This window comes from Neisseria sp. HMSC069H12, from assembly GCF_001812735.1.
In the GTDB taxonomy this organism is placed as follows: Bacteria; Pseudomonadota; Gammaproteobacteria; order Burkholderiales; family Neisseriaceae; genus Neisseria; species Neisseria subflava.
Window position 1 is genome coordinate 1 of sequence record NZ_KV810236.1, and the last position, 15,446, is coordinate 15,446.

Annotated in this window: 14 protein-coding genes and 1 tRNA gene; 7 read left to right on the forward strand and 8 right to left on the reverse strand. The window is 48.0% G+C overall.

Going from position 1 to position 15,446, the window contains the following annotated elements; translation table 11 throughout:
- The first annotated feature begins 144 nt into the window (after positions 1-144).
- Positions 145-1,062 (forward strand): homoserine kinase, encoded by a 918-nt coding sequence (thrB, locus tag HMPREF2872_RS00370; protein ID WP_070630383.1) that lies wholly within the window; start codon positions 145-147, stop codon positions 1,060-1,062.
- A 42-nt stretch (positions 1,063-1,104) separates the two neighbouring features.
- On the opposite strand, the gene HMPREF2872_RS00375 is transcribed toward thrB, so the two are convergent.
- The 4 genes from HMPREF2872_RS00375 to HMPREF2872_RS00390 form a co-directional block, all read right to left on the reverse strand.
- Entirely contained in the window at positions 1,105-2,631 is a 1,527-nt protein-coding gene (locus HMPREF2872_RS00375; protein WP_070630386.1) for a DHA2 family efflux MFS transporter permease subunit, read from the reverse strand.
- 101 nt (positions 2,632-2,732) lie between these two features.
- A complete protein-coding gene (locus HMPREF2872_RS00380) occupies positions 2,733-3,923 on the reverse strand; it encodes an HlyD/EmrA/EmrK family protein (protein WP_070630388.1) in 1,191 nt (396 codons plus the stop codon).
- A gap of 223 nt (positions 3,924-4,146) precedes the next feature.
- Positions 4,147-5,553 (reverse strand): efflux transporter outer membrane subunit, encoded by a 1,407-nt coding sequence (locus HMPREF2872_RS00385; RefSeq protein WP_070630390.1) that lies wholly within the window; start codon positions 5,551-5,553, stop codon positions 4,147-4,149.
- A gap of 49 nt (positions 5,554-5,602) precedes the next feature.
- On the reverse strand, positions 5,603-6,097 hold the full coding sequence (locus HMPREF2872_RS00390) for a MarR family transcriptional regulator (RefSeq protein WP_070630393.1): 495 nt from the start codon (positions 6,095-6,097) through the stop codon (positions 5,603-5,605).
- Positions 6,098-6,387: 290 nt separating this feature from the next.
- Between HMPREF2872_RS00390 and HMPREF2872_RS00395 the strand changes: the two genes are divergently transcribed.
- Positions 6,388-7,269, forward strand: coding sequence for a prephenate dehydrogenase (locus HMPREF2872_RS00395; RefSeq protein WP_003685796.1), 882 nt, complete (start codon positions 6,388-6,390; stop codon positions 7,267-7,269).
- A 108-nt stretch (positions 7,270-7,377) separates the two neighbouring features.
- On the opposite strand, the gene hisD is transcribed toward HMPREF2872_RS00395, so the two are convergent.
- The 4 genes from hisD to HMPREF2872_RS00415 all read right to left on the reverse strand — a co-directional run bounded on the left by hisD (position 7,378) and on the right by HMPREF2872_RS00415 (position 10,914).
- Complete coding sequence (hisD, locus tag HMPREF2872_RS00400) at positions 7,378-8,670, reverse strand: histidinol dehydrogenase (protein ID WP_070630395.1); 1,293 nt, start codon at positions 8,668-8,670, stop codon at positions 7,378-7,380.
- Positions 8,671-8,741: 71 nt separating this feature from the next.
- Positions 8,742-9,467 (reverse strand): oxygen-insensitive NADPH nitroreductase, encoded by a 726-nt coding sequence (gene nfsA / locus HMPREF2872_RS00405; RefSeq protein WP_070630397.1) that lies wholly within the window; start codon positions 9,465-9,467, stop codon positions 8,742-8,744.
- Between the two features lie 48 nt (positions 9,468-9,515).
- Positions 9,516-10,169 (reverse strand): ATP phosphoribosyltransferase, encoded by a 654-nt coding sequence (gene hisG / locus HMPREF2872_RS00410; RefSeq protein ID WP_070630399.1) that lies wholly within the window; start codon positions 10,167-10,169, stop codon positions 9,516-9,518.
- 82 nt (positions 10,170-10,251) lie between these two features.
- The gene (locus HMPREF2872_RS00415) at positions 10,252-10,914 is read right to left on the reverse strand and encodes an SCO family protein (RefSeq protein WP_003680035.1); all 663 of its coding nucleotides are present in this window, start codon (positions 10,912-10,914) and stop codon (positions 10,252-10,254) included.
- A gap of 284 nt (positions 10,915-11,198) precedes the next feature.
- On the opposite strand from HMPREF2872_RS00415, the gene HMPREF2872_RS00420 reads away from it, so the two are divergent.
- The 5 genes from HMPREF2872_RS00420 to ilvC all read left to right on the forward strand — a co-directional run bounded on the left by HMPREF2872_RS00420 (position 11,199) and on the right by ilvC (position 15,338).
- Positions 11,199-11,283 (forward strand) — tRNA-Leu (locus HMPREF2872_RS00420).
- A 390-nt stretch (positions 11,284-11,673) separates the two neighbouring features.
- The gene (ilvB, locus tag HMPREF2872_RS00425) at positions 11,674-13,401 is read left to right on the forward strand and encodes a biosynthetic-type acetolactate synthase large subunit (protein WP_070630402.1); all 1,728 of its coding nucleotides are present in this window, start codon (positions 11,674-11,676) and stop codon (positions 13,399-13,401) included.
- Positions 13,402-13,411: 10 nt separating this feature from the next.
- The gene (gene ilvN, locus HMPREF2872_RS00430; protein ID WP_003685820.1) at positions 13,412-13,903 is read left to right on the forward strand and encodes an acetolactate synthase small subunit; all 492 of its coding nucleotides are present in this window, start codon (positions 13,412-13,414) and stop codon (positions 13,901-13,903) included.
- A gap of 66 nt (positions 13,904-13,969) precedes the next feature.
- Positions 13,970-14,263 (forward strand): putative quinol monooxygenase, encoded by a 294-nt coding sequence (locus HMPREF2872_RS00435; RefSeq protein ID WP_070583491.1) that lies wholly within the window; start codon positions 13,970-13,972, stop codon positions 14,261-14,263.
- Between the two features lie 61 nt (positions 14,264-14,324).
- Positions 14,325-15,338 carry a ketol-acid reductoisomerase gene (gene ilvC, locus HMPREF2872_RS00440; protein ID WP_003680040.1) on the forward strand — a complete coding sequence of 338 codons (1,014 nt, stop codon included), beginning with the start codon at positions 14,325-14,327 and terminating at the stop codon, positions 15,336-15,338.
- The last annotated feature ends 108 nt before the right edge of the window (positions 15,339-15,446 follow it).

Here is a 15,446-nt window from a genome sequence, read left to right on the forward strand (position 1 = left end):
CAAAAAAAATACAAAACAAAGGCCGTCTGAAAGAGTATTTCAGACGGCCTTTTGAATTTGACTCTCGCTTGAATTTATATTGTTGTCTCTTGTTTTTTGGTATGATGTTTCTTTGATTCTTTATATATCAGCCTCGAGTTTGCTATGTCTGTCTATACCAGTGTTTCCGACGCTCAAATGCGTGATTTCCTACTGCAATATGATTTGGGAGATTTTGTTTCTTTGCAGGGGATTGCTCAAGGAATTACTAATAGTAATTATTTTTTAACTACTTCAACCGGTCGTTATGTATTGACTGTTTTTGAGGTTTTAAAATCAGAGGAACTGCCTTTCTTTTTAGAACTCAACCAGCATTTAAGTCTGAATGGTGTTGCCTGCGCTGCTCCGATTGCTCGTAAAGATGGCGGACTGCATTCTATTTTGGCCGGAAAACCGGCTTGTTTGGTTACTTGTTTGAATGGTTCTGATACTGGCTGGCCAACTGAAGCTCAATGCTTCCATACCGGTGCTATGCTGGCCAAAATGCATTTAGCCGGTCAAGACTTTCCTTTAAAAATGAAAAATCCTCGTTATGATGACTGGTGGCATGATGCCTGTACTCAGTTGCTACCTGTTTTAGATTCCGAAGATGCCGCACTGCTTCAATCTGAAATTGCTGCTTTAGATAAAAATCTAGGAGAGCATTTGCCTTCCGGTATTATCCATGCCGATCTATTCAAGGACAATGTATTGCTTAATGGAGATGAAGTTTCCGGCTTTATCGATTTCTATTATGCGTGTAACGGTAATTTCATGTACGACCTGGCAATTGCGGTTAACGATTGGGCACGAACAGCTGATAACAAATTAGACCCTATCCTTTATGATGCCTTTATCCATGGCTATGAAAGCGTACGTCCATTATCTGATGAAGAACGCGCGTATTTCCCTACTGCACAAAGAGCCGGATGTATTCGTTTCTGGGTATCTCGCCTACTTGATTTCCATTTCCCTCAATCAGGAGAAATGACGTTTATTAAAGATCCGAATGCATTTAGGGATCTGCTATTGAGTCTTAAATAATATATGGATAAAAGGCCGTCTGAAATTCAGACGGCCTTTTATCTAATGCCCTCCCCCGCCTGAACCGCTAAACGGAGGTCTTGCCAGCCAAATAATGGGGATCATGCTGATGAATATGATACTGCCTGCCAAGAAGATTTCATTTGAGCCAATAATAAAGCCTTGTTGGGAAATGGTGCTATCTATCGCCACTAAAGCCTGCTCCTTGCTTAAACCATTGGCCATCATGCCTTGAATAGATTGGTTGCTGATTGAAGACAATAAATTAACATGTTCGGTCAGTTGAGTATGGTGCAGAGCTTCGCGTCGTTCCCACATGGTGCTGACAACAGATACTCCGACACCGCCCATAAAGACACGCAAGAAGTTAGACAAGCTACTGGCCGAGGCAATTTGATTGCCTTTCATATGCGACAAGGTAATACTGGTCAAAGGCAGGAAGAACATGGCTACGCCTAAACCCTGCCAAAACTGCGGCCAAACGACGTTGCTCATATCCATACCAGCATAGAAATCGGTGCGCCAATGGAATGTGTAAGCAAAAACCAAGAAGCTGGCACTGACAAACAGGCGCATATCGACGCGATTGCCGAACTTACCGATAATCGGTGACAAAATAATCGGCAGGAAACCCACCGGTGCAGCAGCCAGACCTGCCCAAGTAGCTGTATAGCCGAGATTTGATTGCAATACCAAAGGCAACAGGGTCAATGTGCCCATATAGACCATAAAGCCCAACGATGTAGCAACGACACCTATTGTGAAGTTTCTATTTTTAAACAATGACAAATCGACAATCGGGTATTTCTCGCCCAGCTCCCAAACAATAAAATATGTTAGGAACACCAAAGCGGTAACGCCCAAAACGATAATCTCTCTCGAGGCAAACCAGTCCAATTCCTTGCCTCTATCCAGCATCATTTGCAATGCGCCGATACCGACAATCATCAACACCAGCCCGACATAATCGATTGGCGCCCTGACGATTTCAGTTTCCCTGTGTCTAAGCTGCTTCCAAGAAATAGTTGCAGACAAAATCCCGATCGGGATATTGATAAAGAAAATCCATCCCCAATGCCAGTTGTCCGAAATCCAACCGCCCAAAATCGGCCCCAATACAGGGGCAACAACGACGGTCATTGCCCATAAGGCCAGCGCCAATGTTCGTTTTTCAGGCGGATAGGAGGCCATCAACAGGCTTTGGGACAAGGGAATCAATGGTCCGGCAATAAAGCCTTGCAATACACGGAAAAAAACCAAGGCTTGAAGATTATGCGCAATGCCACACAGCCATGACGTTACGACAAACCCGATCACAGCGGCGATAAAGATTTTGACCTCGCCAAACCGCTTGGCCAAAAAACCTGTCAGAGGAACGGAAATGGCATTGGCTACGGCAAATGAGGTAATCACCCAAGTCCCCTGCGTGGTAGCCGCACCCAAATCCCCTGCAATAACAGGCACGGCGACGTTGGCGATGGTGCTATCCAAGACTTCCATAAATACGGCCAAGCTGAGCGCCAAAGTTGCCAACACCAGCTTAAACCCTTGTAACGGCGGATAATTCATATTTATAAACTATAAGACAACCGCCAAAGCGGTCGATTGAAGAGAATCAATATTTCAGACGGCCTGAGCCTTCAATAAAAGACTCAGGCCGTCTGAAAAGATTATTTTGCGTATTGTTCGAAGATTTTATCAACTAAAGCATCGGCGGCTTTCCAATCCACACTTTCTGTTTCCGGCAAGGCAGTATTTCGTTCCGCTTCAGCAGTCATGGCTTTACCGCTGCCCTTCTCGGCAATATCGACTTTAACAGTCATCGACAAACCGACACGGAGCGGATTTTGTTGCAATTCTTTGGCATCCAAACTGATACGCACCGGCACACGTTGCACAACTTTAATCCAGTTGCCCGTTGCATTTTGCGCCGGCAGTAATGAGAACGCACTGCCCGTACCTGCCGATAAGCCCATTACCTTGCCATGGTAAACCACTTTACTGCCGTACAAATCGGCTGTCATTTCAACAGGCTGGCCGATTTTCATTTTGCGCAGTTGCGATTCTTTAAAGTTGGCATCCACCCACAATTCAGACAGAGGCACAACGGCCATCATCGGCGTACCTTGTACGATACGCTGGCCGACTTGGACATTGCGTTTGGCAATTTGGCCGCTAATCGGCGAACGGATTTGCGTACGTTGCAGATTCAGCCAGGCGTCTTTAATGTGGCTGATGGCCGTCTGAACTGTCGGTTGTTGGCGCAGAGGAATATTGTTGCCCAACGCTGCCTGAGCAGAAACTTCTTCCGCCTCAACCGCTTTCACTGCAGCCTGAGCCTGAACCACAGCGGCGCGGGCATGGCTGAGTTCTTCGCCGGAAACCGCTTCCGTACCCGCCAAAGATTCACGGCGGCGCAAATCTGCTTGTGCACGAGCCAAATCGGCTTTGCGCAATAACACTTGCGCTTTGGCTTTTGAATTGACCGCAGCTTGCTGCTTGTTTTGACGGATGGCCTGAATCAATTCATTTTGCGCGCGATCGTATGCCAGCTGAAAATCGCTGTCGTCCAAAGCCACCAACACATCGCCTTTTTTCACGACATCCGTATCGTCATACATGACTTTGCGCACCGTGCCGTTCACCTGCGGCGTAATCATCACCAAATGACCGGCCACATAAGCATCTTCCGTTTCTTCTTCATGCTGCCAAAACAGGAAATACGCCAAAGCAACTCCTGCTGCCGCAATAAGGAATAGAAGCGTAACGATAACCAAATTGCGTTTGCGATGCGTTTTATCGCCGGAAGCGGCTACTTCCGGTTCTTTTTGGACATTATTTTTTTCTGATTGAGTATCCATAAGTCCCAACTTTAATTCTGCACATGTGATAACGATATTATTGTCTTGCTGGGCGCTGACTTATACCATCAGTCCCCAATACGCGCGTTTAACGCGCTAAAGATTCATATTCTATAGTTACACTCTATTCATTACAATAATTTCTTCCGGTAGCAAATGTAAATAAGGTAAGCAAAAGGCCGTCTGAAATTACTTTCAGACGGCCTACGTTTTGATAAAACATTTATTTCTTATTTAATTGAAAGCCTCCGCCCAACTGGGCATTGAGGTCACTCCAAGCTGTCAGATATTCTGCATGGTATTGAACCGCAGACATTTTTGTACGCGCAGCTTCGTCTTGTTTTTGCAAAGCGGTCAAGCCGTTATCCAAACCTGCACGAACACGTCCTTTCGCATTTTGTACAGATTTATCCGCGATATTGACCATCTTATTCCAAGTATCTTGTCGGCTCTTCAGGCTTTGATAGTCCACTACGGCATCTGCCGCCGAACGCATGGCATTCAAAACAGTTTGGTCATACACGGCAACCTGCTCGTTATATTGGGCACGTTTGCCCGCCAATTTCGATTGCAGCGCCCCGGAAGTAAATAATGGCAGATTCAAAGCCGGAACGATGCCCAACATACCGGAAGTTCGTCCGCGAATCAGATTGAACGCATCAATGTGCGTCATACCTGCCAAAACTTTCAACTCGATATTTGGGTAAAACTCTGCTTCGGTCGATTTGACAATATGCCATTTCTCTTCAAGCAAGGCTTTTTGCGCCGCGATATCGGGGCGTGCCGCCAGCAAATCCGCTTCAATTCGGCTAACCGGCAATGACGGCACAGCTGCCATTTTTTCCGGAACCTGTCCATTCAATGCACCCGGTACACGGCCGGTCAATACAGCCAAACTGTTGCGGATTTTCTCATTTTTCTGAGTCCATGCCGATTTTTCAAGCTGTAATTGTTGTTGCGCCATTTCCAGAGCGTGCAAGGCATCGGCAGGAGCCAGCTGCGCTTTAACGCGTTGTTGCATTAGTTTCAATGCTTTATCCGCCAGCTCTATGCGCGTATCCAGCAAAGCTAGTTGTTCTGTCGCCATCTGCCACGCAAAATATTGGGCGGCAACGGCGTGAGCCAACTCGGTGCGGATATGATGCGCTTCATACACCGCAGCCCTGCTTTTTCCTAAAACAGCTTGAATCTGCTCTCGGTTTTTACCCCAAAAGTCGAAAACCAAGCTGCCTTGTAAAGCTGCGTGCGCCAAAACCAATATATGGTCGGTATCGACCATACCCGCCTGAGGTTTGGGTGAAACATAGGTACCAATACCGGTTACACCCAAGCCGACTTGCGGTTTGTTTGCGGCTCCTACAACTCCCAGCTGCGCCTGAGCCTGCTCAAACCTTGCCTTGACGACACGCAGATTGGTAGACGTCTGAATGGCGGAAGCAATCAAATTGTTTAATTTTTTATCTTTCAGCTTCATCCACCAGCCGTCTTGGGCAGTAGCGGCAGATTGGCCTTGCGGCAGCGGATAGGCTGTTGTCTCATCCAAAGGCGACTGTTTACCGAAGGGCGCACATGCCGCCAACAGCGAAACAGCGGCAACGCATACGCTTGATTTGACCAAACCTAATTTCATACAGACTCCGTTTATGTGTGCCTGCCGCAGACCATCAGGCCGTCTGTTGTCAATTGCCCAAACGATTCAACAGTTTACCTAATAGGTGTTGCAGCGTATCATAATCCTCTTTCGTGAAATCTTCCCACGCCTGGCCGCTCTGACGGGCAATTTGCGGCCATACTTCGTGGATGAAGGTCTCACCCGAAGGGGTCAATTTTAGCACAATCTGACGGCGGTCTTTTTGATTGATATAACGCTCTACCCAGCCGCGCCCAACCATATCGTCCGACAGGCGTGTCGCACTGGTGCGCGTCAAGTCCATCAGGTCGCTCAAGCGCGAAGGCAGGATTTCGCTGTTTGGGCTGACGTAAACCGCCATCAGGGAAAACCACAGGTTTTCATTGATGCCGAACGCTTTCAGGTTTTCGTTCAAATGGCTGCTCAAACGTTCGGTTACAATGCGCAACATGCGGGATACTTGGTTTTGCTGCTCTGGAAACTGCGGCAGACGGGTAGAAAGCAAACGCATTGCGTTGACTAATTCGGTTTGTGAAAAACTCATAAATTCCTTCTTTCTGAGTGAATTATTTTATTCGATATCAATCAAAATATGATGTAATAATTTACTTTAAGATACCAATCACTTACTTTAAGACGTTATACTGATTCAGATGATTATTTTAGTGTATGAAAATCTGATAATCGGTTACATGCTCCTACTAAACGGGGTTTTCTATGCCTAAATCATGAAAATTCGACCATAAAAAGGCCGTCTGAAACCTTGATGACAACTTTCAGACGGCCTCCATAACGGATTAAAATAAGCTTTTCCACTTGTACCGGATTCAAACCATGAACACTTCCGCCTTTTTCCCCCATATCACCCTTATCGGTGTCGGTTTAATCGGCGGATCGTTCATGCTCGATCTCAAACGCTTGGGACTGGTGCAAACCGTTACCGGCATCGATACCAATGCCGACAACCTCAATTACGCACTCGAATGCGGCATCATTGACCATGCCTATCCGAATATTTGCGCCGAAAGCATTAGCAATGCCGATTTGGTTTTGATTGCCACACCTGTCTCCGTCCTGCCTGACGTATGCCGCGACATCAAGCCCTTCTTAAAAGACACTGCCTGCGTTTCCGATGTCGGCAGCACCAAACAATCGGCACTCAATGCCTTCCGCACCCACTTATCCGACCGCCTGCCGCAATGTTTTGCTGCCCACCCGATAGCTGGATCGGATCAAAGCGGAGCAAAATCCGCGCGTTGCGGTTTGTTTCAAAACAGCCGCCTTATCATTACGCCACACGGCCAAGAGGCTTCAGACGGCCTGAGACGGCTGAAAAGCCTGTGGCAGGCAGTTGGTTCGCAAATTTCCACCATGAGCGCCGAAGAACACGACAATATTTTTGCCGCCGTTTCCCACTTGCCGCACTTGGCCGCCTTTGCCTATGTCCACGCTTTGGTTGACCATCCGCACGGCAAAGACTACCTCCCCTATGCCGCCACCGGCTTTCGCGACTTTACCCGCATTGCCTCCAGCCATCCTGCCGTTTGGACAGACATCTGCATGGCCAACCGCCCTGCTCTGCTCAAACTGACCAGTGATTTAAAAGAACAATTATCCAAATTGGAACAGCTCCTTTCAGACGGCAATAAAACCGAGCTTTACCGCTATTTTGAAGAAGCCGCACAAATGCGTAATGACTGGCTGAAAAACCGTTAAACCTGTTTTCAGACGGCCTGATACCTTCTCAGCTAAAATCTTCATCACAATAAAAAGGGCATCTGTTTAGATGCCCTTTTTTGATTTCTTACGACTTCAACGTTTCACTCAGTCTTTCAAACGGAACTCAGCCGCTCTGGCGTGCGCGGTCAAGCTTTCGCCATGCGCCAACACGCTGGCGGTTTTGCCCAACTTCTGCGCCCCTTGTTCTGAAACCTGAATCAGACTGGAGCGTTTTTGGAAGTCATATGTTCCCAAAGGAGAAGAGAAACGCGCCGTGCGGCTGGTCGGTAAAACGTGGTTGGGCCCTGCGCAATAGTCGCCAAGGCTTTCACTGGTATAGCGTCCCATGAAAATAGCACCGGCGTGGCGGATTTTTTTCGCCCACTCTTGCGGATTCTCAACCGACAGTTCTAAGTGTTCAGGAGAAATATAGTTGACGATTTCGCAGGCTTCGTCCAAATCTTTAGCCAAAATCATTGCGCCGCGGTTGCCCAATGAAGCCTCAATAATCGCACGGCGCGGCATGGTTTCAATCAAGCGGTTCATGGCCGTCTGAACTTCGTCCAAATACGTTTGAGAAGTGCCAATCAAAATCGCTTGTGCAATTTCATCGTGTTCCGCCTGACTGAACAAATCCATGGCCACCCAATCGGCAGGCGTCGTACCATCGGCAATCACCAAAATTTCAGACGGCCCTGCCACCATATCAATACCGACCACGCCGAACACGCGTCGTTTGGCCGCGGCGACAAAGGCATTGCCAGGGCCGGTAATCTTATCGACTTGAGGCACAGATTCCGTACCGTAAGCCAAAGCCGCAACCGCCTGCGCGCCGCCGACCATAAACACTTTGGTTACACCGGCCACAAAAGCAGCTGCCAACACGATATCGTTGCGCTCGCCTTTCGGAGTGGGAACGACCATGATGATTTCTTTCACGCCGGCAACGTGGGCAGGCATGGCGTTCATAATGACGGAACTCGGATAAGCGGCTTTACCGCCCGGAACATAAATACCGACACGGTCAAGCGGCGTAATCTGTTGACCCAAAAGCGTGCCGTCTTCGTCTTCGTAAGTCCACGACTCCATTTTTTGGTGTTTATGATAGCTTTCCACCCGTCGCGCGGCCGTTTTCAAGGCCGTCTGAATGTTTTCGGGCAAACGCTCAAACGCAGACTGCAAATCGTCTTGCGTCAGGATTAAATCATCGATGGTTTGAGCGGATGTACCGTCAAAACGGTTGGTGTATTCAATCAGCGCCGCATCGCCGCGTTTTTGAACATCGGCACAGATGTCGGCAACAATACGGTCGATTTCAGGGTTTTGCGCGGTTTCAAAAGCGAGTAACGCTTTAAGTTCGGCTTGAAAATCAGGGGATAGGGTGTCGAGTTTCTTCATGGTTTGCTCTCTTCCTTTTTTCGTTCCTATTGTTTTCAGACGGCCTCAGCCACACACATGCCGTCTGAACATTATCTTTTCAAAAAACCTTTTTTCTGCAAAAACGCCAACATATGCGGCCGCACAGGATTACCCAAGGTTTTGGCCAGCGATTCCTTCCAAGGTATCGGACTACCCTTGCGTAACTCATAATAATCCGCTACTGCCTGATTATAGGCTTCAACCGCCTCGGCATTCAGGCTCGGACAAGCGTTTTCGGCATAGACCATTTCCTTAGGTAGGCGCGGTTTGAGCGGCGGGTCTTGGTCTGGATAACCGAGACACAATCCCACCAAAGGCACGCAATAATCCGGCAGGTTCAATACGTCCGACACTTTTTGCGCATCATTGCGCAACGCGCCGATATACACGCCGCCCAGCCCAAGCGATTCGGCAGCAAGCAATACGTTTTGCGCCATAATGCCTGCATCGACCGCGCCAATCAGGGTTACCTCCGCCCAATCAATTTGCGCATCGGGAAACATTGCCTTGTGTTTGGAAAAATCAATGCAAAACAGTAAAAATTCCGCACAATGGACAATATAAGGCGCACTTCCTGCCGCTTCATGTATCCCCTGCCTCAGCGCAAGGTCGGATACGCGGATGATGGAAACGCATTGCAGATTGTTGGAAGTCGAAGCCTGTTGTCCGGCGCGAACCAGCGTATCGAGAATTTCATTGGCAATCGGTTCGGAAGTAAACCTGCGGATGGAACGATGGGAAAGAATCGTATCAAGTGTCGGTTTGCTTTGCATCATGACGGGGCTTTCAAACTGGGTTGGCAGACAGTTTTTGCCAAAAACTTTTCAGACGGCCTTAGCGGCATTTTCAAATGCCTGAATAATCGGACTCAACAGCGCATATTTGGTTTTCAACGCCGCTTTGTTGACCACCAAGCGGCTGGAAATATCGGCCACATGTTCTACAGCTTCCAAACCATTGGCCTTCAATGTATTGCCGCTGGAAACCAAATCGACAATCGCGTCGCTCAGCCCGACCAAAGGCGCAAGCTCCATCGAACCGTACAGTTTGATGATGTCCACATGCACACCCTTGTCGGCAAAGTGTTCGGCGGCGATGTCGGGATATTTGGTGGCAATCCGCAAGCGGCTGCCGGGTTTGGAAGCGGCGGCGTAATCAAAACCTTTTTTAACTGCAACCATCATGCGGCATGAGGCGATGTGCAAATCCAAAGGTTGATACAGGCCATCTCCGCCATGCTCGATCAGCACGTCCTTACCGGCAATACCAAAATCTGCCGCACCATATTGCACATAAGTCGGCACGTCGGTCGCGCGTAAAATTACCAAACGGATATTGTCATGATTCGTACCAATAATCAGCTTGCGCGATTTTTCCGGCTCTTCCGCAGGCACAATACCGGCAGCGGCCAACAGCGGCAGGGTTTCCTCAAAAATCCGTCCTTTGGATAAAGCAACCGTTAAAAGTGTGTCGGTCATTTTTTTCTTCTCCTTTGCCGTATCAAAAACAAGAAGGCCGTCTGAAATCCACAACCCATTTCAGACGGCCTCAACTACGGTTTTACAATAAAGTTTTCACATCAGCCGCAATCGTTTCCGGCTCGCTGCCATAAGGCGAGAAAATCGCCACTTCGCCGTTTTTATCAATCAAATATGCGCCTGAAGAGTGGTCGACCAAATAGTTTTCGCTGTCTTCTTTTTGGTTGACTTTAGCCGATACCACACGGTATTGCTGTTTGATGACAGGCAGGCTTTGATCGCCGGTTGCCGTCAGGCCGATAAAATCAGGGTTGAACTGTTTGGCGTATTTGCCGATTACTTCAGGCGTATCGCGCTCAGGGTCGATGCTGACAAATACTACTTTCACGTCTTTAGCCTGATCGCCCAATTGTTTCAAAGTGTCGCTGTAAGTCAGCAACTCGGTTGGGCATACATCAGGACAGTGGGTATAACCGAAAGACAGGATAACCACTTTGCCTTTCAAATCGCTCAGGCTGAAAGGTTTGCCGTCGCCATCGGTCAATGTGAAGTCGCCACCAATATCTTCTTTGCGCATATCGGTACCGCGCGCTTGCACTTTGGGCGCAGACTCACCGGAAGCAGCAGGTGCAGCAGAAGCGGCAGGTGTCGAAGAAGCCTCTTTGGCCTCCTCTTTAGGCTGACAAGCAGCTAGAGCAGCCAACGCAAAAGCACTGAGTAGGAAAGTTCGTGTAACGGAAAGCATAAATTTTCTCCAAAACCGTTTCAAATAAGTGCGGCCAAATAACTGCCCGGCCGATATAAAAACAAAACATCTTCATATTAACGCGTTTGACACATTAAATATAGCCCTTTTTGCAGATAAATACTGCTTTTTTTGTTTTAAAAATCTGCCTTCCATTTAGATAGTCATCAAACGCAAAAAGTTTAATTCATTAAAAATCAAACAAATATAAAAATAATCCAATTTTTTTTCAATTACTGCTTTACAAGATTCGAGAACTCGCTATAATGACGACTTCTTCGCTAGCCCAGGTGGCGAAATTGGTAGACGCAGGGGACTCAAAATCCCCCGCCGCAAGGTGTGTCGGTTCGAGTCCGACCCTGGGCACCAAATTAAAAAAAACCTCTTGATTCGATCAAGAGGTTTTTTGCTTTTTATCATTTGCAAAAACCTTCTCTTTACTCAAACTGTCAACAATCTCCCCACATCAAGCTCAATAAAACTGTTTTTTTATTTCTTTAAAATCAAACGATAATCTATTTTTACTCCTTAAACGTTAAAAGATGAAAGATTTTGTCTTGCTTGTACAGTCGGATTGCGTTATCGTTTCTACTCTTTTTCACAAACTCTGTGTTTCTTCCCAATTGCTTGGATAGTCTGACCGTCATCGTATTCCCTCAGTGCGCGTACCCTAAATCGCTGCTTGGTGGAATTGCATTACAGGTGCTGTGGTGAGGCGGATTGTTCCTATTGGTTTGAAACCATATAAAAGAGGTCAATATGCAATTATCTGGCGCACAAATCATCGTGCAAAGTCTCAAAGCCGAAGGTGTCGAGTATGTATTCGGCTATCCGGGCGGCGCGGTTATCGAAATCTACGATGCCCTTTTCCAACTCAATAAATTCAAGCACATCCTGGTTCGCCACGAGCAGGCAGCCGTACATGCAGCAGATGCCTATGCCCGTGTCAGCGGCAAAATCGGCGTTGCTTTGGTAACTTCCGGCCCAGGCGTAACCAATGCGCTAACCGGCATCGCCACCGCTTACAGCGACTCCATTCCGTTAGTAGTCATCAGCGGCCAGGTGGGCAACTCCCTCATCGGGACAGACGCATTCCAAGAAGTGGATACAGTCGGCATTACCCGCCCTTGTGTCAAACACAATTTCTTGGTAACCAATATCGCTGAGTTGGCAGACACCATCAAAAAAGCTTTCCAAATCGCCGCAAGCGGCCGTCCTGGTCCCGTTGTTGTCGATATTCCTAAAGATGTCACCCAAGCAATGGCTAAATTCAGCTATCCGCAAGAAGACATCTTCATCCGCTCTTACCAACCGGTTGTACAAGGCCACATCGGTCAAATCAAAAAAGCCGTACAAATGCTGGCTTCCGCCAAACGCCCTATTATTTACTTCGGCGGCGGTGTGGTTTTGGGCAATGCCTCTGAGGAAATGACCAAATTTGTCCGCATAATCGGCGCTCCTTGTACCGGTACATTGATGGGCTTGGGTGCATACCCTTCTAGCGACCGCCAATTCTTAGGCATGCTGGGTATGCACGGTACTTACGAAGCCAACCTCGCCATGCAGAATGCAGACGTTGTACTGGCAATCGGTGCGCGCTTTGATGACCGCGTGATTTCCGTACCTTCCAAATTCTTTGAAAAAGCCAAAAAAATTATTCATATTGACGTTGACCCGTCCAGCATTGCCAAACGCGTCAAAGTGGATATCCCGATTGTCGGCGACGTGAAAAACGTATTGTCCGAAATGATTCAATTGTGGGGCAAACAAGAATCTGCACCTGCAGCCGACTCATTGGATAAATGGTGGAAAAGCATTGAAGAATGGCGTTCGCGCAACTGCCTGTGGTTTGATAATGAAAGCGAAATCATCAAACCGCAATACGTCATTCAAAAACTGGCCGAAATCACCAATAATTCTGCCATCATCACTTCCGACGTCGGTCAACACCAAATGTTTACCGCCCAATATTACCCATTCGAGCGTCCTCGCCAATGGCTCAATTCCGGCGGTTTAGGCACAATGGGCGTCGGCTTGCCATATGCCATCGGTGCGAAACTGGCTGCTCCTGATCAAGATGTATTCTGTATCACCGGCGAAGGCTCGATTCAGATGAACATCCAAGAGCTGTCCACCTGCTTCCAATACCGCGTTCCGGTGAACGTCGTTACCCTGAACAACGGCTACCTCGGCATGGTTCGCCAATGGCAGGAACTGTATTACGGCAACCGCGAATCGGAAACCTATTTCGATTCCCTGCCCGATTTCGTCAAACTGGCTGAAGCATACGGACACATTGGCATCCGTGTGGACAAAAAATCCGATGTTGAAGGCGCGCTTTTGGAAGCAGTCAAACAAAAAGACCGTTTGGTATTTATGGACTTCTTGACCGACAAGAAACAAAACGTGCTGCCCATGGTCGGCAACGGCAAAGGCTTGGACGAGATGGTTCTGCCGCCGCATATGCGCGAAACATTGTCAGCGTAAGGAGAGAAAAATGCGACATATCTTATCTATTCTGATGGAAAACGAATCAGGTGCGATGAGCCGTGTGGTAGGTTTGTTCTCCGCACGCGATTACAATATCGACTCCTTGGCTGTTGCACCAACCGAAGACAAAACCTTGTCTCGCATGACCATCGTTACCCATGGCGACGAACACGTTATCGAGCAAATCACCAAACAGCTCAACAAACTGATTGAAGTTATCAAAGTGGTCGATTTGAACGAAAGCCGTTTTGTCGAACGCGAGCTGATGTTGGTAAAAGTCCGCGCCGTAGGTAAAGACCGTGACGAATTCCTGCGATTGACCGAAATCTACCGTGGCAGCGTCATTGACGTAACAGACCGCAGCTACACCATCGAAATCACAGGTTCTACCGAAAAACTCGACTCTTTCCTCGAAACAGTCGGTCGTGCTCAAATTTTGGAAACCGTACGCACAGGCGCAGCCGGTATCGGTCGTGGCGAGCGTATTTTGAAAATTTAACGCTGTATCGTTCAGACGGCCTTTTACTTTCTACAAAGGCCGTCTGAAAAACAGTAGGAGACAAATATGTCAAGCATCCAAATCGTTGCATTAGTTACCGTCAAACCCGAATACACCGAGGCTCTGGCTGCCCAGTTTAAAGAATTGGTCAAAGCCAGCCGTGCAGAAGAAGGCAACATCAGCTACGACCTGCACCAAGAAATCGGCAAACCCAACCGTTTCGTATTCGTGGAAAGCTGGAAATCCCAAGCAGCTATTGACGAACACAATGCCAGCGAACATTTCCAAAACTTCGTCAAATCCATCGAAGGAAAAACCGAAGCATTGGAAATCGTCTTGATGAACCAAGTCCCCGCTTAAACCCCTATTACTTTTAACTCAACCCGGATTATCCGGAACCCTCTTACACTAAGGAAATAAAATGCAAGTTTATTACGATAAAGACGCTGACCTTTCTCTGATCAAAGGCAAAACCGTTGCCATCATCGGTTACGGTTCACAAGGTCACGCACACGCAGCAAACCTGAAAGATTCCGGCGTAAATGTCGTAATCGGTCTGCGCCAAGGCGGCTCTTGGAAAAAAGCCGAAGCAGCCGGCCACGACGTGCGCACCGTTGCTGAAGCAACCAAAGCAGCCGACGTTGTAATGATTCTGTTGCCTGACGAAAACCAACCTATCGTATACAAAAACGAAATCGAGCCTAACTTGAAAGAAGGCGCAGTATTGGCGTTTGCCCACGGCTTCAACGTACACTACAACCAAATCGTACCTCGCGCCGACCTCGACGTTATCATGATCGCCCCTAAAGGCCCAGGCCACACCGTACGCAGCGAATTCCTGAAAGGCGGCGGCGTACCTTCCCTGATCGCCGTTTACCAAGATAAAAGTGGCAAAGCCAAAGACATCGCCCTGTCTTACGCAGCAGCCAACGGCGGCACTAAAGGCGGCGTAATCGAAACCAACTTCCGCGAAGAAACCGAAACCGACCTCTTCGGCGAACAAGCCGTATTGTGCGGCGGTGTGGTCGAGTTGATTAAAACCGGCTTCGAAACCCTGACCGAAGCAGGCTACGCGCCCGAAATGGCCTATTTCGAGTGTCTGCACGAAATGAAGCTCATCGTTGACCTGATTTACGAAGGCGGCATCGCCAACATGAACTACTCCATTTCCAACAACGCGGAGTACGGCGAATACGTTACCGGCGTGGAAGTTATCAACGATAAATCGCGCGAGGCCATGCGCAACGCCTTGAAACGTATCCAAACCGGCGAATACGCCAAAATGTTCATCCAAGAAGGTGCCGTCAACTACGCCAGCATGACTGCCCGCCGCCGCCTGACTGCCGACCACCAAATCGAAAAAGTTGGCGCACAACTGCGTTCTATGATGCCTTGGATCGCTAAAAACAAACTGGTTGACCAAGACAAAAACTAATCTGTCTTTCAAGCAAATGAAACCTGCCTGATCACTCAGGCAGGTTTTTATAATTTTAAAACCCAATACACTATAAGAGACCTTTGCAATAACATAGGTTACTAAAAT